Source organism: Burkholderia arboris, assembly GCF_902499125.1.
GTDB classification, from domain to species: Bacteria; Pseudomonadota; Gammaproteobacteria; order Burkholderiales; family Burkholderiaceae; genus Burkholderia; species Burkholderia arboris.
In genome coordinates, this window is the sequence record NZ_CABVPX010000003.1 from 123,545 (window position 1) to 140,235 (window position 16,691).

At 67.2% G+C, this 16,691-nt stretch carries 17 protein-coding genes; 8 read left to right on the forward strand and 9 right to left on the reverse strand.

What is annotated here, in order from left to right; all coding sequences use genetic code 11:
* Positions 1-151 precede the first annotated feature (151 nt).
* The gene (locus BLA15945_RS04960) at positions 152-733 is read right to left on the reverse strand and encodes a cupin domain-containing protein (RefSeq protein WP_059238510.1); all 582 of its coding nucleotides are present in this window, start codon (positions 731-733) and stop codon (positions 152-154) included.
* Positions 734-1,233: 500 nt separating this feature from the next.
* On the opposite strand from BLA15945_RS04960, the gene BLA15945_RS04965 reads away from it, so the two are divergent.
* Both BLA15945_RS04965 and BLA15945_RS04970 read left to right on the forward strand, forming a co-directional pair.
* A complete protein-coding gene (locus BLA15945_RS04965) occupies positions 1,234-2,754 on the forward strand; it encodes a peptide MFS transporter (RefSeq protein ID WP_059238508.1) in 1,521 nt (506 codons plus the stop codon).
* Positions 2,755-2,874: 120 nt separating this feature from the next.
* Complete coding sequence (locus BLA15945_RS04970; RefSeq protein WP_059238506.1) at positions 2,875-3,081, forward strand: hypothetical protein; 207 nt, start codon at positions 2,875-2,877, stop codon at positions 3,079-3,081.
* Between the two features lie 46 nt (positions 3,082-3,127).
* Here BLA15945_RS04970 and BLA15945_RS04975 read toward each other — a convergent pair whose 3' ends face one another.
* The 3 genes from BLA15945_RS04975 to BLA15945_RS04985 all read right to left on the reverse strand — a co-directional run bounded on the left by BLA15945_RS04975 (position 3,128) and on the right by BLA15945_RS04985 (position 5,872).
* The gene (locus tag BLA15945_RS04975; RefSeq protein ID WP_174991660.1) at positions 3,128-4,252 is read right to left on the reverse strand and encodes an OpgC domain-containing protein; all 1,125 of its coding nucleotides are present in this window, start codon (positions 4,250-4,252) and stop codon (positions 3,128-3,130) included.
* Between the two features lie 407 nt (positions 4,253-4,659).
* A complete protein-coding gene (gene rarD / locus BLA15945_RS04980; RefSeq protein ID WP_059238502.1) occupies positions 4,660-5,559 on the reverse strand; it encodes an EamA family transporter RarD in 900 nt (299 codons plus the stop codon).
* Positions 5,560-5,575: 16 nt separating this feature from the next.
* Positions 5,576-5,872 carry an acylphosphatase gene (locus BLA15945_RS04985; RefSeq protein WP_034205906.1) on the reverse strand — a complete coding sequence of 99 codons (297 nt, stop codon included), beginning with the start codon at positions 5,870-5,872 and terminating at the stop codon, positions 5,576-5,578.
* Positions 5,873-6,026: 154 nt separating this feature from the next.
* On the opposite strand from BLA15945_RS04985, the gene hpnA reads away from it, so the two are divergent.
* Together hpnA and BLA15945_RS04995 are read left to right on the forward strand one after the other, a co-directional pair.
* Entirely contained in the window at positions 6,027-7,034 is a 1,008-nt protein-coding gene (gene hpnA, locus BLA15945_RS04990; protein WP_011353724.1) for a hopanoid-associated sugar epimerase, read from the forward strand.
* A 108-nt stretch (positions 7,035-7,142) separates the two neighbouring features.
* On the forward strand, positions 7,143-8,546 hold the full coding sequence (locus BLA15945_RS04995; protein ID WP_174991661.1) for a phage tail protein: 1,404 nt from the start codon (positions 7,143-7,145) through the stop codon (positions 8,544-8,546).
* A gap of 110 nt (positions 8,547-8,656) precedes the next feature.
* Here BLA15945_RS04995 and BLA15945_RS05000 read toward each other — a convergent pair whose 3' ends face one another.
* Positions 8,657-9,844 (reverse strand): glycosyltransferase, encoded by a 1,188-nt coding sequence (locus BLA15945_RS05000; RefSeq protein WP_174991662.1) that lies wholly within the window; start codon positions 9,842-9,844, stop codon positions 8,657-8,659.
* 402 nt (positions 9,845-10,246) lie between these two features.
* On the opposite strand from BLA15945_RS05000, the gene ispH reads away from it, so the two are divergent.
* Positions 10,247-11,188, forward strand: a complete 942-nt coding sequence (ispH, locus tag BLA15945_RS05005; RefSeq protein ID WP_059238498.1) for a 4-hydroxy-3-methylbut-2-enyl diphosphate reductase — start codon at positions 10,247-10,249, stop codon at positions 11,186-11,188.
* A 12-nt stretch (positions 11,189-11,200) separates the two neighbouring features.
* The gene (gene hpnH / locus BLA15945_RS05010; RefSeq protein ID WP_059238496.1) at positions 11,201-12,361 is read left to right on the forward strand and encodes an adenosyl-hopene transferase HpnH; all 1,161 of its coding nucleotides are present in this window, start codon (positions 11,201-11,203) and stop codon (positions 12,359-12,361) included.
* Positions 12,362-12,510: 149 nt separating this feature from the next.
* On the opposite strand, the gene BLA15945_RS05015 is transcribed toward hpnH, so the two are convergent.
* The 3 genes from BLA15945_RS05015 to BLA15945_RS05025 form a co-directional block, all read right to left on the reverse strand.
* Entirely contained in the window at positions 12,511-12,771 is a 261-nt protein-coding gene (locus BLA15945_RS05015) for a hypothetical protein (protein ID WP_174991663.1), read from the reverse strand.
* 170 nt (positions 12,772-12,941) lie between these two features.
* Positions 12,942-13,421, reverse strand: coding sequence for a hypothetical protein (locus BLA15945_RS05020; RefSeq protein ID WP_174991664.1), 480 nt, complete (start codon positions 13,419-13,421; stop codon positions 12,942-12,944).
* A gap of 223 nt (positions 13,422-13,644) precedes the next feature.
* Positions 13,645-14,022, reverse strand: coding sequence for a hypothetical protein (locus BLA15945_RS05025; RefSeq protein ID WP_174991665.1), 378 nt, complete (start codon positions 14,020-14,022; stop codon positions 13,645-13,647).
* 491 nt (positions 14,023-14,513) lie between these two features.
* Between BLA15945_RS05025 and BLA15945_RS05030 the strand changes: the two genes are divergently transcribed.
* Complete coding sequence (locus BLA15945_RS05030; protein WP_059238488.1) at positions 14,514-14,867, forward strand: DOPA 4,5-dioxygenase family protein; 354 nt, start codon at positions 14,514-14,516, stop codon at positions 14,865-14,867.
* An 82-nt stretch (positions 14,868-14,949) separates the two neighbouring features.
* Here BLA15945_RS05030 and BLA15945_RS05035 read toward each other — a convergent pair whose 3' ends face one another.
* The gene (locus BLA15945_RS05035; protein ID WP_059238486.1) at positions 14,950-15,417 is read right to left on the reverse strand and encodes a MarR family winged helix-turn-helix transcriptional regulator; all 468 of its coding nucleotides are present in this window, start codon (positions 15,415-15,417) and stop codon (positions 14,950-14,952) included.
* A 65-nt stretch (positions 15,418-15,482) separates the two neighbouring features.
* Here BLA15945_RS05035 and BLA15945_RS05040 point away from each other — a divergent pair, with 65 nt between their 5' ends.
* Positions 15,483-16,619 carry an FAD-dependent oxidoreductase gene (locus BLA15945_RS05040; RefSeq protein ID WP_174991666.1) on the forward strand — a complete coding sequence of 379 codons (1,137 nt, stop codon included), beginning with the start codon at positions 15,483-15,485 and terminating at the stop codon, positions 16,617-16,619.
* Positions 16,620-16,691: the final 72 nt, after the last annotated feature.

A 16,691-nucleotide genomic window follows, 5' to 3' on the forward strand; every position in this document is an offset into this window, starting at 1 on the left:
GGGGCGTCGCGCGGCGGATGCCGCGGATTACGCGTGAGACGCTGACGGGTACAGCGATTGAGGAGGCCCGTGATTCTCGTATTGCATATTAGTATTCCTTACGTTTCTTTCGACAGGCATCCCGTCTTGGAAACGAAGGAATACCTGTGCGTTAGAACAGCCTTGGTGTACCGACCCAGACCACCACCGACTCCACTTTCGCGGTGTTGACCCAGCTGTGCGGCACCGTCGACTGATAGTGCGAGCTGTCGCCGGCCTGCAGGACGAACGTCTTGCCTTCCAGCGTCAGCGACACTTCCCCTTCAATCACATACAGGAACTCCTCTCCTGCATGCGTCGTCACCTCCGACCGCTTCTGCCCCGGCGGCATCCTCACGAGGATCGCCTCCAGCTGGCGCCCTTCGGATACGTTCGTCAGCCGCGCGAACAGGTTCGCCGAATCGGCAAACCCGAAGAAGCGCAACTGCTCGCCTCGGCAGACCGAGCGCTCTTCACTCGGCGTATCCACGAAGTACTGCACCGTCACACCGAGCGCGTGCGCGATACCGGCCAGCGATGTCAGGGACGGTGACGCGAGCCCGCGCTCGACTTGAGACAGAAACGGCTTCGAAATCCCCGCGGCGGTAGCGGTGTCGTCGAGCGTGCGCTTGAGTCGTTGGCGCAACGCGCGAATCTTGCTGCCCAGTGCGGCGGCAGCGTCTGCAGACCGCGAGTTTTCAGTGGGGGGAACCATAGCAGGCCGAAAAGTGATCGTCAAAAAATGTTTGATGGAAAATAACTAAGTTAGATCGATATAGCTTAGTCTTCGGGTTCGCACACGTCTTCGGTGTTGAGCCCGGTGCGCTAAACAGGGCACGAGGCGAGCGAAACGACGCGCTATCTTGCCAGACTCGCCCGCTTCACAGGCAAGCTGCAAGCGGCTCTCCGGGAATCTTCGGAGGACCTGCGCGGATTCTTACAAATAGATGATGAGACGAATGTTCCTGAAAGCTGCTGCCAAATCGGGAGTTTCCCTAGGTAGCACACACCTGTCGCACCGGACCGGCAACCGTTACCATGCGCGCGCCGGTCGGGGACCTTCCCCGCCCCACCAGGCGGTGTCCGACCCCGGCCCGGGCTAATCCGCCCGACTGTTCCATCGCCAGCGCAAAGCTTACCCGGCCCATTGCGCACAGGCGCCAGTTCGACCCCAAGACGACGCGCGATCCGTGCCGTCCGTTTCAACCGAGATTGATGATGCATGCACCTGTTTCACAAACCCGATCGTTCACGACGGTCTTCCTCATCGAAATGTGGGAGCGCTTCGGCTACTACGGCATGGCCGCGCTCCTGGTCCTCTTCATGGTCGACCGGCTCGGTTTCACCGACAGCCATGCGAACCTGACCTGGGGTGCGTTCACCGCACTCGTCTATGCCGCGCCGTCGATCGGCGGCTGGATCGGCGACAAGGTGCTCGGCGCCCGCCGCACGATGATCATCGGCGCGTCCGTGCTGTGCGCCGGCTACCTGATGCTCGCGGTACCGAACGATCACCTGACGTACATGTATGCGTCGCTCGGCGTGATCGTCGTCGGCAACGGCCTGTTCAAGGCCAACGCGGCGAACCTCGTGCGCCGCATCTACGAAGGCGACGACGCGCGCATCGACAGCGCGTTCACGATCTACTACATGGCGGTCAACATCGGCTCGACGGTGTCGATGCTCGCGACGCCGTGGATCAAGGATCACTGGGGCTGGCACACCGCGTTCGCAGTCTGCTGCGGCGGCATGCTGCTCGCGATCCTCAACTTCATGCTGATGCACCGCACGCTCGCGCACGTCGGCTCGAAGCCGGACGACGAACCGATCCGCTGGAAGCGCCTCGGCGCGGTCGCGCTGGGTGGCGTCGCGCTCGCGCTGGTCACGCTGTACGTGCTGCAGCACAAGCAGCTCGCGGTCGCCAGCGTGTGGACGGCAGCGTTCGCGATCCTCGCGATCTTCGCATACATGATCGCGAAGTCGGAGCGCTCGGAGCGCGCGGGCCTGATCGCGGCACTCGTGCTGATCGGACAGGTGATCCTGTTCTTCATCTTCTACGTGCAGATGTCGACGTCGCTGACGCTGTTCGCGCTGCGCAACGTCGATCCGCGCTTCATGCTGTTCGGCACGACGCTGTTCACGTGGAGCGCCGCGCAGTTCCAGGCGCTGAACCCGATCTGGATCATGCTGCTGAGCCCGGTGCTCGTGCTGATCTACAACGGCATCGCGAAGGGCGGCCGTGACCTGCCGGTCGCGGCGAAGTACGCGCTCGGTTTCGGCGCGGTCGCCGCGGGCTACCTGGTGTTCACGATCAGCGGCCGCTACGCGGTCGACGGCCGCGTGTCGTCGTGGTTCATGGTGTGGGGCTACGGCCTCTACTCGCTCGGCGAACTGCTGGTGAGCGGCCTCGGCCTCGCGATGATCGCCCGCTACGTGCCGGCGCGCATGAGCGGCTTCATGATGGGCGCGTATTTCGTCGCGACGGGCGTGTCGCAGTACCTGGGCAGCGTCGTCGCGAACTTCGCGCAGATGCCGTCGCACGACCTGCCGGCTACCGATTCGCTGCCGCTCTACCTGTCGCTGTTCGAGAAGCTCGGCTGGCTCGCCGCGATCGGCATGGTGCTCGCGCTGCTGCTGCTGCCGCTGATGAACCGCCTGTCGCGCCAGCATCAACGCTGCGCGGAAGAGCGCCGCGAAGAGGCACTGCAGGCGCAGGGCGTCGCCACGGCGCAGTAAGTAATATCCCTCGGCGTGCGGCCTGCACGCCACATTCTCCCGCCAGGCACGCGAACGCGTCCTACACTGGTTGCAGGACGTGCATCTGCTTCGCACGATGCGCACTGGCGGGAGAAAGCCATGAAAAGCAAGACAACGCGGCTGCTGAGAATACTGTCGGACATTCGGCACGCTCAGCGCTGCACCGCGATGCGCGCCGCCCGGGCCGCAGCCGAAGCCGACGCGGTTCTCGCAGAGCCTGACGATCCGGCGCAGGACGAACGCGACGACACCGAATCCGACGACGCAACCGCCGTTCCCCGCTCCCGTATCGGCTCACCTCACTGACGCCGCGCGGCACATTCCGTGCCGCACGCGCCGCCTTTCGCACCGCTCACGCAGCCGCACTGCGCCACCGCGCGATCCACGTTCCCGAACCGGCCACGGCCATCATCAGCCCGAGCGCGCATGCGTCGGCCACGAGGCCCACGCCGACATGCCGCAGATCGGCGCTGCGCACGACCGGATGCAGCAGCGAATCGACGACGAGCGAGATCGCCGCGCCCGCAACGAAGCAGATCAGCCCGCGCTGGCCGACCGCCACGACGGGCCGCACGCCCTGCGCTATCCGCGCGATCCAGCCGAAGCGCACGCAATCGGCCATCAGCCACGCGACGGCCGCGAAGCTCACGACACGCGGCAGTGCGAGGTCGCGCTTGAGCACGCCTTCGGGCAGCGGCAACCCCGAGAACAGCTTGTAGCTTGCGCAACCGAGCACGACCGCGCACGCGAGCCCGGTTGCCGCCGCGCCCCAGCGCCCGAGCGCGAGGTGCCGGTAAAACGGCTGGCAGCGCGCCAGCACGCCGGCGACGAAAATCAGCTGCCATGCGAACGGGTTGAAGCTCCAGCGGAAGCCGTCGGTGTCCAGCAGCTCGGGGCCGAGCCAGCCCGCCGCGATCCACGATGCGGCGCTGAGCGCGACCAGCAGCCACGGATGACGCCGCGCGAACGGCACGAGCACCGGCGACGCGAGCGCGAACAGCACGTACATCGGCAGCACCGACGCGAGATACGGCTGGCGCTGGAATGTCAGCAGTTCGGCTGCGCCCGTGAGCGGCGACGCGAGCATCACGCTGACGTCGTCGAGTGCGAGGTTCGGCGCGTCGATCCCGTAGTGATCGAGCACGGCCGACACGACGAGCATCAGCGTCGACGTCGCGAGAAACGCGCGGTAGATCTGCATCGCGCGACGCACGAAGCGCTGCTGCGCGGCACGCGCACCGTGCCGTTCGGCGATCGCGCCGTACGCGCTCGCGGTCGCGAAGCCGCCGAGAAACACGAACACCTCGGCCGCATCGCACAGCGCGAACGCGTGCAGCGTCACGCGCGACAGCACGCTCGCGCCGATGTGATCGACGACGATCATCAACAGCACGAGCCCGCGGAAGAAGTCGATTTCGATCAGGCGGCCGCCGCGCGACGGCTGAACCGTGGCGGCAGGCGGCGGGCTCAACGACATGAGCGCACCTGCGCGACGGCGGTGCGACGCGCACCGGGGAAGGAATCGGGAAGGAGAAGGCGAGCGCGATCGGCGGCGATACGCGTATGCTCGCATCGCGCCAACCCGGCCGGCCAGGCACGGAGATGACCGTTCATTGAAAAGCTGCATACGAAGGGAAGTCGGTCAGGCCAGTCTAATGGCCGATCCAGGCAGACCCTAAGTAACAAAGTGCAACCGAATCTTCTGTTCGATTACACGCCCGAGCCTTGTGGAGAGAAGCGGTCAGCGTCGCCAGATTCACGTCAGCGCGACGCCAGTTTGCGGTCAGCCTCGCTGCATGCGCGTGCCGAGCGATCGATGCCCGACCGCTGGATGATGCGCGATGCGCGGCACGTTCCGTGCGGCCGCAGCATCGCGACCGGTGCTTATCCGCGTGCGGGCAGGCGCCGCATCAGCATCGCGCTGTGCCACGCGGTGAGCGCGACGGCAACCCAGATCGGGCCGTAGGTCGCGAGCTTCGCGACGCTCAGCGTCTCGCCGAGCAGCAGCAGCGACACGGCGACGAGCAGCACGGGCTCGACGTAGCCGAGGATCCCGAACAGCGCCATCGGCAGCATCCGGCTCGCCTTCAGGTAGCTCGCGAGCGCGAGCGTGCTGAGGATGCCGAGCCCCGGCAACAGCACGGCCCACAGCACCGGATGCACGGCGACGCGCGTCGTGCTCGTCGAAACCATCGCGAACGCGATCGGGCACAGCAGCGCGATCTCGACCGCGAACGCGGCCAGCGAATCGGCGTTGATCCGCCGGCGCAGCACGAAATACGGCGGATAGCCGAGCGCGACGACGAGCGTCGGCCACGCGAACGCGCGCGTCGCCCACACTTCATGCGCGACGCCGAGCGCGGCGCACGCGACCGCCGCCCATTGCAGCGGATCGAGCCGTTCGTGATAGTAGAAGCGGCCGACGAGCACCATCGTCAGCGGCAGCAAGAAATAGCCGAGCGATACTTCGAGCATGCGGCCGTGCAACGGCGCCCACAGGAACAACCACAGCTGCACGCCGAGCAGCGCCGCGCTCACCGGCAGCGCGATCAGCAGGCGCCAGTCGCGCACGGTGCGCCGCGCGAGCTCGACGAGCGCCGGCCAGCGGCCGCGCAGCGCGATCAACGCAAGCGCGCCCGGCGCGGTCCACAAGACGCGCCACGCGAAGATGTCGAGCCCCGTGAGCGGCGCGAGCAGTTTCGCGTAAGCCGACATCAGCGCGAACAGCGTCGACGCCATCACCGACAGCATGAGGCCGCGCCCGGCTTCCGGATACCCCGTCATGATTGTTCCGCGCCTCTTACTGCTGCTGGAAACGCTCGAAGCGCCGTTCGGTCTGGCGCTCCTCGAACGTCACTTCGGTGACGCGCGCGGCCGGCGGCCCGTGCCGCAGCCACGCGAGCATCCGGTCGATCTGCGCGCCGGGGCCCTGGATCATCGCCTCGACGGTGCCGTCCTCGAGATTCGCGACCCAGCCGCGCAGTTTCAGCGCATGCGCTTCGCGCACCGTCGCATGACGAAAGCCGACGCCCTGCACGACGCCGCGCACCCGCACGTAGTAGGTCTCGATCCGTTCGTCCAGCTCATTGCGGCTCATCGCGTCGCCCTCCCGTTGCATTCAAGCCCGGCATTGTAGTCGCGTCGGCCGCTTCGCACACGCGCCGGCCAGGCGTCGCCGCGCGCGCCGACCACGTACAATCTCGCCGATGCTCAACCGCCGCGCCGCCCGCGCGCGGCCCTGAAGGAAACGCATGACTGATACCTCCCGCGATCTCGTTCTCGTCACCGGCGCGTCCGGTTTCGTCGGCTCGGCCGTCGCACGCATCGCGCAGCAGAAAGGCTATGCGGTGCGCGTGCTCGTGCGCCCGACCAGCCCGCGCACGAACGTCGCGGATCTCGATGCCGAGATCGTCACCGGCGACATGCGCGACGAGGCGTCGATGCGCGCCGCGCTGCGCGGCGTGCGCTACCTGCTGCACGTGGCGGCCGACTACCGGCTGTGGGCGCCCGATCCCGACGAGATCGAGCGCGCGAACCTCGAGGGCGCGGTCGCGACGATGCGCGCGGCCCGCGCGGAAGGCGTCGAGCGAATCGTCTACACGAGCAGCGTTGCGACGCTGAAGGTGACGAGCGCCGGCGATCCGTCCGACGAGAACCGGCCGCTCACGGCCGAGCAGGCGATCGGCGTGTACAAGCGCAGCAAGGTGCTCGCGGAGCGCGCGGTCGAGCGGATGATCGCCGACGAGGGGCTGCCGGCCGTGATCGTCAATCCGTCGACGCCGATCGGCCCGCGCGACGTGAAGCCGACGCCGACCGGCCGCATCATCGTCGAAGCCGCGCTCGGCAAGATTCCCGCGTTCGTCGATACGGGGCTGAACCTCGTGCACGTCGACGACGTCGCACACGGCCACTTCCTCGCGCTCGAGCGCGGCCGGATCGGCGAGCGCTACATCCTCGGCGGCGAGAACCTGCCGCTGCAGCAGATGCTCGCGGACATCGCGCAGATGACGGGCCGCAAGGCGCCGACGATCGCGCTGCCGCGCTGGCCGCTGTACCCGCTCGCGGTCGGCGCCGAAGCGGTCGCGAAGTTCACGAAGAAGGAACCGTTCGTCACCGTGGACGGGCTGCGGATGTCGAAGAACAAGATGTATTTCACGTCCGCGAAGGCCGAACGCGAACTCGGCTACCGCGCGCGTCCGTACCGCGAAGGGCTGCGCGATGCGCTCGACTGGTTCGGCTCGGCGGGCTACCTGAAGTAACACAAAGCGGCGCACCTCGCGCCGCTTTGCGCACTTTGTTACACGACCCGCGCGGCCCGGCACCGGCGCAGCGGGTAAAATCGCGGGTCTTACGCAGAGAAGACACGCATGAACCTGAACGATCAGATCGCTTCGCTCACCACGGGCGTCGATCAGCTCCTCCACGATCACCACGCCGCCCAGCAGGCGGCCCGCAGCGCGGAAGCCTTCGCGCGCGCCGCCGCATCGGAAGCCCAGGCCGCAGCCGAACGTCACGCCGCCGCCGAAACCGAAGCGCAGGCCGCCGCGCAGCGCCACACGGCCGCTGCCGCCGACGCCGACGCCGCGCAACAGCGCCATGCCGACGCGACCGCCGCCGCCGAAGCCGCCGCCCAACGTCATACGGATGCTGCCGCGCAGGCCGAAGCGGCCGTGCAGCGCCATGCGGAAGCCACCGCGCTGACCGAAGCGCTCGCGCAGCGTCACGCGGATGCCGAAGCCGCATCGCAGCGCCACGCGGCTGCGATCGCCGAAGCCGAAGCTGCTGCGCAGCGCCATCACGCCGCCGCGACCGAAGCCGATGCCGCCGCGCAACGTCATGCGGCCGCGACCGTCGAAGCCGGGGCCGCCGCGAAGCGTCACGCGGAAGCGACCACCGAGGCCGAAGCCGCCGCACAGCGTCACACAGCCGCGATCGCGGAAGCCGAGGCGCTTGCGCAACGTCACATGCAAGCAATCGCCGAGGCCGAAGCCACCGCGCAGCGTCACGCCGATGCGGCCGCCGAGGCCGAAGCCGTCACGCAGCGCCACGCGGAAGCGATCGCGCAGGCCGAAGCCGCCGCGCAACGCCACGCCGACGCGACCGCCGAGGCCGAGGCCGTCACGCAACGCCATGCCGCGGCGATCGCACAGGCCGAAGCGGCCGCGCAGCACCATGCGAAGGCCATCGCCGACGCCGAGGCGCTGGTCGAGGCCGTCGTCAAGGAAGCCGCGACGCACACGGCAGCGGCAACGGCCGTAGCCGCCGAAGTCGTCGCCCCGGCGTCGTCGGACACGCCGGCGGCGGAAACCGTCGTGAGCGCAATGGCACCGGCCGAGGCCGAAACGGCCGACGTTTCCGACGCACCGGCCGACGCGGGAACCGCGATCGTCCCGGCCGCACAAGCCGAACCTGCGGTGGAAACCGAAACCGCTGCTGCGCCGGCCGACAAGGCGACGCTGCACGTCGCGCGCCCGTCGCAGAACGAACTCACGCTGACCGTCAACGGCCAGTCGATCACGCTGAATCCGGAGCAACTGGGCCAGCTGATCGAGGAACTCGCGCATGCACGCGCGTCGATGCAGCCGGAGCCGCCGCCCGGCATCCCGGCCGGCTGGCGTTTCGTGACGACGAAGAACCCGATGATGGCCGTGCAGAAGCAGTCGAACGGCGACCGCCTGCTGGTCGCGCGCCACACCGGCTACGGCTGGGTGCCGTTCACGTTCTCGCCGGACGTCGTGATCCAGATGTACATGATGCTGACCCAGCGGTAAGCACACGCGCTGGCGGCAGCCCCCGCCAAAAACGAAACAGCCCGACCGGTTTGCACCGATCGGGCTGTTTCGTTTGCCGGCTGCCGGGAGGCACGCCTCCCGGAACACGCTCAGCGATCCACCGGCGCCTGCACGCGCGCCTTCCACTGGCCGCCCTTGCCGCGCCAGTAGCGCCACGCAGACGCGAACGTCGCGCCGACGTAGAACAGCGCGACGAGCGGCAGCGCGGGCGCCCACAGCGGCGAGCGCCGGTAGTAGCGCAGCATCGGCGCATACGCGGCGCACATCGACGCCCACGCGAGCCAGGCCGGCCACGCACGCGCGCCGTACGCGAGCGCCGCGACGGGCGGCACGAGATAGATGATCGTCATCCCGAGCAGCGTGCCGGCCAGCAGCAGCGGCGAATAGTGCAGCTGCGTGAACGCGGTGCGCGCGATCATGTTCCAGATGTCGCGCCAGCTGTCGTACGGGCGCAACGACACGCTGCGGTCAGCCAGGTCGAGACGGATCGGATGGCGGCCGCTGCCGCGATGCTTGATCTGCGCGGCCAGGCTGCAGTCGTCGATCAGCGCGCCGCGGATCGACTCGATGCCGCCCGCTTCCTCGAGCGCCGTGCGCTTCACGAGCATGCAGCCGCCGGCGGCGCCGGCCGTGCGGTTGCGCGGGTTGTTGATCCACGAGAACGGGTACAGCTTCGCGAAGAAGAACACGAACGCCGGGATCAGCGCCTTTTCCCAGAACGAATCGCAACGCAGCCGCACCATCAGCGACACGAGATCGCGGTTCTCGGCCTGCGCGCGCGTCACGAGCTGCGCGACGGCATCGGGCGGATGGCCGATGTCGGCGTCCGTCAGCAGCAGGTAGTCGGCCGGCAGGCCAAGCGTCTGCACCGCGGCGATCCCCTGCGACTGCGCCCACACCTTGCCCGACCAGCCGGCCGGCAGCGGCTTCGCGGCCAGCACCGTCAGCCGGTCGGCGCGGTTGATCGCGAGCGCGGCCGCGCGGGCCGCGTCGGCAGTGCCATCGTCGCTGTGGTCGTCGACAATGATCAGATGAAATCCGCCCGGGTAATCCTGCTCGAGCAGCGAGGTCGCTGCGCGAGCGATCACGTCGGCTTCGTTACGCGCCGGCACGACCGCAACGACGGCCGGCCAGCCAGCCTCGGCAGCCGCCCCGCGTGCCTCGGGCGGCAGCGGCCGCGCAGGCTGCGCACGCCAGAAACCGCCGCGCGCGACGAGCAGCACGATCCAGATCATCAGCGACAGGCCGGACACCAGGAAAGCAATCACCAGCATCATCGGCATGCCTCCTGCCGGACGCCGGCATGCCCGATATCAATAGGGGTCAGGAACAAAACGCCCGAAACCGCACCGGCGGACGGGCAATACGCGTAAGAATCGACGGTCATCGAATGGCCTTGAAATGAGCGCGACGCCGGGCAGCCGGAGCGGCCGCCCGCGAAACCGCGTAGTTTACTGGGTTCCGCGCACGCCAGCGCCGACGCGGCTCTCCCGCAATTGCAACAGCGCCGACACAGCACCAGAGCAAGGACGGCGCGATAGGGTTAAAATGCGCGATTAATTCGGGGTTCCGGGGCCTGGCCGGCCGGTTCGTTCCTGCCTTCATAACATCAAGCCGGGGCGAGCGAGCAGGTGCCAGCTCCTTGAACCCCGGCGTCTGTCGTCGGAGTTCGCTCACCTATGCGAGTCATCCTTGCCCAGCCCCGCGGCTTTTGTGCGGGGGTTGTCCGCGCGATCGAAATCGTCGATCGCGCGCTGCAACAGCACGGTGCGCCGGTTTATGTACGCCATGAAATCGTGCATAACCGGCACGTCGTAGAAAATCTGCGTAATAAAGGGGCACGATTCGTTGAGGAACTCGACGAGGTGCCGCACGGCGCTGTCGCGATCTTCAGCGCGCACGGTGTCGCCCAAACGGTCGAGCGCGACGCGGAAACGCGCGGGCTCGACGTGCTCGACGCGACCTGCCCGCTCGTCACGAAAGTGCACGTGCAGGGCCGCCAGTATGTCGGGGCGGGCCGCCGGCTGATCCTGATCGGCCACGCGGGCCACCCGGAAGTCGAGGGTACGATCGGCCAGATTCCGGCCGAGGTGATCCTCGTGCAGAGCGAAGCCGAAGTCGATACGCTGACGCTGCCCGTCGACACGCCGGTCGCGTACATCACGCAGACCACGCTGTCGGTCGACGATACGCGCGGCATCATCGAAGCGCTGCAGCGCCGGTTCACCGACATCGTCGGCCCGGACACGCGTGACATCTGCTACGCGACGCAAAATCGCCAGGCCGCCGTGCGCGAGCTGAGCGAACAGGTTGACGTGCTGCTCGTCGTCGGTGCGACGAACAGCTCGAACTCGAACCGCCTGCGCGAGATCGGCACCGAAAGCGGTGTGCCGAGCTATCTCGTCGCCGACGGCTCGGAAGTCAAGGCCGAATGGTTCGCGGGTGTGCAGACGGTCGGCCTGACGGCCGGCGCGTCGGCGCCCGAAGAGATGGTCGAGGATGTAATTGGCGCGCTGCGCGCGCTGGGGCCCGTCGATGTCGCGACGATGGCGGGCCGTGAGGAAAAAGTCGAATTCAAGCTGCCGGCGAAGCTCACGCAAGCTGTCGCCCGCGAAGTTTAAGGAGGACATCCCTTGTCTATTCCGCTGCTCCAGCAAGTCCGTGTCGGCGCCTACATCGTGCGCCAGCACCTGTCCGGCAACAAACGCTATCCGCTCGCGCTGATGCTCGAGCCGCTGTTCCGCTGCAACCTCGCGTGCAACGGCTGCGGCAAGATCGATTATCCGGATCCGATCCTGAACCAGCGCCTGTCCGTCGAGGAATGCCTGCAGGCCGTCGACGAGTGCGGCGCGCCCGTCGTGTCGATCGCCGGTGGCGAACCGCTGCTCCACAAGGAGATGCCGGAAATCGTCAAGGGCATCATGAAGCGCAAGAAGTTCGTGTACCTGTGCACGAACGCGCTGCTGATGGAAAAGAAGATGGACGACTACGAGCCGAGCCCGTATTTCGTCTGGTCGGTCCACCTCGACGGTGACAAGGAAGCGCACGATCACTCGGTGTCGCAGGACGGCGTGTACGACAAGGCCGTCGCGGCAATCAAGGAAGCGAAGCGCCGCGGCTTCCGCGTGAACATCAACTGCACGCTGTTCAACGATGCAGTGCCGGAGCGCGTCGCGAAGTTCTTCGACACGCTGGGCCCGATCGGCGTCGACGGCATCACGGTGTCGCCGGGTTACGCGTACGAACGCGCGCCGGATCAGCAGCACTTCCTGAACCGCGACAAGACGAAGAACCTGTTCCGCGAAATCCTGAAACGCGGCGAAGGCGGCAAGCGCTGGTCGTTCAGCCAGTCGTCGCTGTTCCTCGACTTCCTGGCCGGCAACCAGACGTACAAGTGCACGCCGTGGGGCAACCCGGCGCGTACGGTGTTCGGCTGGCAGAAGCCGTGCTACCTGGTCGGCGAAGGTTACGTGAAGACCTTCAAGGAACTGATGGAAACGACGGAGTGGGACAACTACGGCGTCGGCAACTACGAGAAGTGCGCGGACTGCATGGTCCACTGCGGCTTCGAAGCCACCGCCGTGATGGACACGATCTCGAACCCGCTGAAGGCGCTGCGCGTGAGCCGCAAGGGCATCAAGACCGACGGCCCGTTCGCGCCGGACATCTCGATCGCGAAGCAGCGTCCGGCCGAGTACGTGTTCTCGCGCCACGTCGAGATCAAGCTCGAGGAAATCCAGCGCGCCGGCAAGGGCAAGCTGCAGAAGCCGGCCAAGCCGGCAACCGCGGCTTAAGCGCGGTTGGCCACGCGGAGGCTTGCGCCTCCGCGCCGGCAGGTATCGAAAAAGCGCCACGGAGTTCGCTCCGTGGCGCTTTTGTTTTTCCGGACGCGGTGTCGCGCATTGCGCTTGCGCGCAGCGTGCCGGGGGCGAACGCCGGTTGCCTAGCTTCGCGACTCCGCCGCCGCGATCAGCTGCCACGCGGTCGGGCCCGGATCGCGTGCCGGGTCGGACGGCGGATCGAGATCGTGGCGATGCGCTTCGTCGGATGGCAATGCCTGCGACTTCGCGATGCCGATCTCGTCGCCGCATACGGTGCATCGATAAATGCCCGCAACGGTCACCTGACTGCCCGGTGACAGGTTCTCGCTGAATGCGCGACCGCTTCCGCACGTGAAGTAGCCGCCGATCCTGTATAGCGCCATCGCTCCTCCTGACCAAAACGAATGCGTTCACGTCGACACGCACGATCGTCGCAAACGCGAGGATGGACCGTCATCGACCGAACGCATCCGGGCTCCAGTGATGACATTAGACGGCGAGCGTCGGCACGATGAAATGGGACGCGTATGAAACACGCCCCACGGCCGGTCACTCAATGCAGAACGGCGGGCGCGCGCATCTTCGCCGCCGCCTGCGCGACCAGTGCCGGCTGTTCGGCCGACGCGAACGTGCAGACATGACGCCACAGCTCGGCGAGCCGATGCCGGGTGAGCGTCGCGACGCAGGCGTCGTTCGCGGCGAGCACGGGTTCGAGTACCGCGCATTCGTCGTCGTACAGCGTCCATGCGCCGCTTTGCGCGGCGCGCGCCACGCTCGCGTCGAGCGCGCGCTCCGCGTCGACGCACAGGTCGATGCTCGCTTCGGGAGAAACCGCATCGTCGAGCGCGAGAAAAACCAGATACACGCTCGTGCGCAGCCGCATCAGCAACGTTTCGCTGCCGTGCTCGCCGCGCAGCGCGACGAGCGCCATGTGGCATTTCAGCGAGATGTCGCGTGCATGCGCGGGCGGCAGCGGCAGCAGCCATTCGCGGGTCAATGGCGGATGGCGACGGACTTTCCGGGCGGCCTTCATGATTCGGCCTCGCTCGCGGCCCCGTCGTCCGCCGCAAATGCCGGCCACGCGGAGCGGCACGCGACGGCGCCGCGGCCCGCGCCGCGAAGGCCGCTCGCGCGGCGCCGACCGCCGTGCACATCGGCCCGCTGCCGCGTCGCGCATGCTTCCGGCAGCCTGCGTATCGCCGACGCGCACAACGCGCCGGCCAACCGGTTGGGGCATGCCATGTTCGTCTCCTGCATCAGAACGTGTTCTCGCCCTTCAGGTAGTACGCGGTTTTCACGAAGAACGCCTTCACCGGATGACCGCCCTGCGCGTCGCGGGCTGCCTGCGCTTGCATCGCGGCCTTCTCTTCGCGCGAACGGTCTGGCACCGGATCGTGCACACGCTGGAGCGCGCGCTGCATCTCGAGCGGATAGTTCTGGTTGCCGACCGACGTCGCGCGATAACCGGCACGTGTCATCTGCATCAGCTGCGCATCGGTTTCGGCACGCGCCGCCGACCAGGTCATCCGCGCGGCATTCGGGGTGTCGCCGGTACCCATCGACTGCGCAAAACCGACGGCGGGCAGCGCAGCGAGTGCGCAGGAAAGAACAGCAACGGGAACGAGGGATCGCATAGTGGCCTCCAGATGGTTGTCCCCGCATCGATCGTTCATCGTCGATGCGTTGAAATCATCGTATGCCGCGCCGCATGCCGCTTGAATAGACGAATCCGCAATTGATATTTTCGGCTTCGGAATCGGGCGCGCGAGTCGTGTCATTCGCGAATCCCGTCGAAATGGAATTTCTTTATTCCATTCAACGACCTGATCGCATTTTTGCGAGCGATCAGAAGCGCCATGCCCACCGCTTTTTCAATTTCCGAAATGACGTGTTGCCGGTGCGATTCCGGCCGGCACCCGTGCCGGCAGGGCTTCCGGCGTGATATCGCGCACGCGGATAGCGTGACAATGATTTCATCGGATCAAACGGTTCTTCTGATACAGGACAAATCATCTGCTTCGGATTGCCGGATCGCGACACGACGGTCGCAGCAAGGACGCGCGATAATCACGCATCGGCCGTTTCGCACGGCATCTCACGCATTCCTTTTTTATCGAGTCCTTCCATGGCAGCCCTCGACACCACCGCCATCGCCAGCTGGCATGCACACGTCTATTTCGATGCGGCCAGCCGCGACGCAGCCTGGGCATTTCGCCAGGTCGTCGACGAACGGTTCGGCGCGGTCATCGAACTCGGCCGCTTTCACGAGCGCCTCGTCGGCCCGCATCCGGCCTGGTCGTACCAGATTGCGTTCGACGCCGCGCGATTCGACGACATCGTGCCGTGGCTCGTACTGAACCACGGCGCGCTCGACATCTTCCTGCATCCGAATACGAACGACGAACTGCGCGACCATCGCGATTGCGCGGTGTGGATCGGGAAGTCGTATGCACTGAATCTCGACGCGCTGGCCGGATAAGGGCCCGCGGCGACCAGCGACCAGCGACCGGCGACGGCGACGGCGACGGCGACGGCGACGGCGACGCAGCCGGCGATCGCGATCAATCGATGTCGTTCGCGCGCTCGATTCCGGCCATCCGTTCGAGATTCGCATTCACGCGGCCGAGCAACGCCGCCAGCTGTTCTCGCTCCGCGTCGCTCAACCCCGCCAGCGCCTGCTCGCTCGCACCGTCCATCACGGCCCGCCCCTTCGCAAGCCCCTTCGTCGCCGAATCCGTCAGCGAGATCAGGCGGCTACGCCGGTCGTCCGGATCGGGCACGCGCAGCACGAGGCCGTCGCGCTCCATCCGGTTCAGCAACTGCGCCATGCTCGGCTGCTCGACCTGCGCACGCCGCGCGAGCTCCGTCTGCGACAGCGCGCCCGCCTTCTTCAACGACACCAGCACCGGGACCTGGCTCATCGCGAAACCCAGTTCACGCAGCGGCCGATCGACCACGCGCGCGAACAGCCGGTAAGTGAAGCCGATCAGCGGCAACGGATTCGTCTTCGTCGTCTCGGGAGCACTCATATTGACATTCCATAGGTGGCTATGATTTTATATAGGCACCTATATTATCAAACCGTGAGCGCACCATGAAGCCGGGTTTCCGCATTGCCATCGTCGGGGGTGGGCCGGGCGGCCTCACGCTCGCCCGCCTGCTGACCCTCGGCGGAATCGACGCAGTCGTGTACGAACGCGACGCGCATCCGCTCGAACGCCCGCAGGGCGGCACGCTGGACCTGCACGAGGAGTCGGGCCTGCTGGCGCTCGCGCAGGCAGGCCTCACCGGCGCGTTCCTGGCCGTCGCGCGCTACGAGGATCAGAGCTCGCGCCTGCTCGATCGCGCGGGCCGCGTGCTGTTCGACGACGACGGCGCCGGCGGCAACCGGCCCGAGGTCGACCGCACCGCGTTGCGCGCGCTGCTGCTCGACGCATTGCCGCCGGGCTGCGTGCAATGGGACCGCCCGGTACGCGAGGTCCGGATGGCGTCCGACGGGCGCGCGACGCTCGTGTTCGAGCACGGGACGGAGGGACCGTTCGACCTCGTGGTCGGCGCCGACGGCGCATGGTCGCGCCTTCGCCCGCTGCTGTCGCCGTACCAGCCGCAGTACAGCGGCCTCACGTTCATCGAATTCGGCATCGACGACATCGATCGCCAGCATCCCGCGCTGTCGCAGCTCGTCGGCCGCGGCAAGATCGGCGTGCACGGGAACGGCAAGGCAATCATCGCGCAACGCAACGGGCATGCGCACGTGCGCGGCTATGCGATCTTTCGCGTGCCGCTCGACTGGGTCGCACGGCGCTTCGACTGCGCATCACCCGAGGCGATGCGTGCCGCGCTGATCGCCGAATTCGACGGCTTCGCCGACGCCTTCCACGACCTGTTTCGCGCCAGCGGCGACCGCTTCGCCAACCGGCCGATCGTCGCGCTGCCGGTCGGACATTGCTGGGCGCATCGTCGCGGTGTCACGCTGATCGGCGACGCCGCGCATGTGATGTCGCCGTTCGGCGGCGAAGGCGTAAACAACGCGATGCGGGACGCAGCCGAACTCGCGGCCGGCCTCATCGCCCACGCCGATCGCGACGCGGCCGTCGCGGCATTCGAGCAGCAGATGTTCGTGCGCGTGACCGAATCGGCACGGGGAGCGGCCGACGCCGCCGCCACCCAGCTTTCGCACGACGCCGAAGCCCTGACCCTCGCGCGGTATCGCGCCCTGCACGCGGCTTGAGCGGCGCGCACATCGCGCGCCGGCATCCACGTTTCGGGTTGGCGTGAAACGTCTCGCGGTGGCGCGCCCATA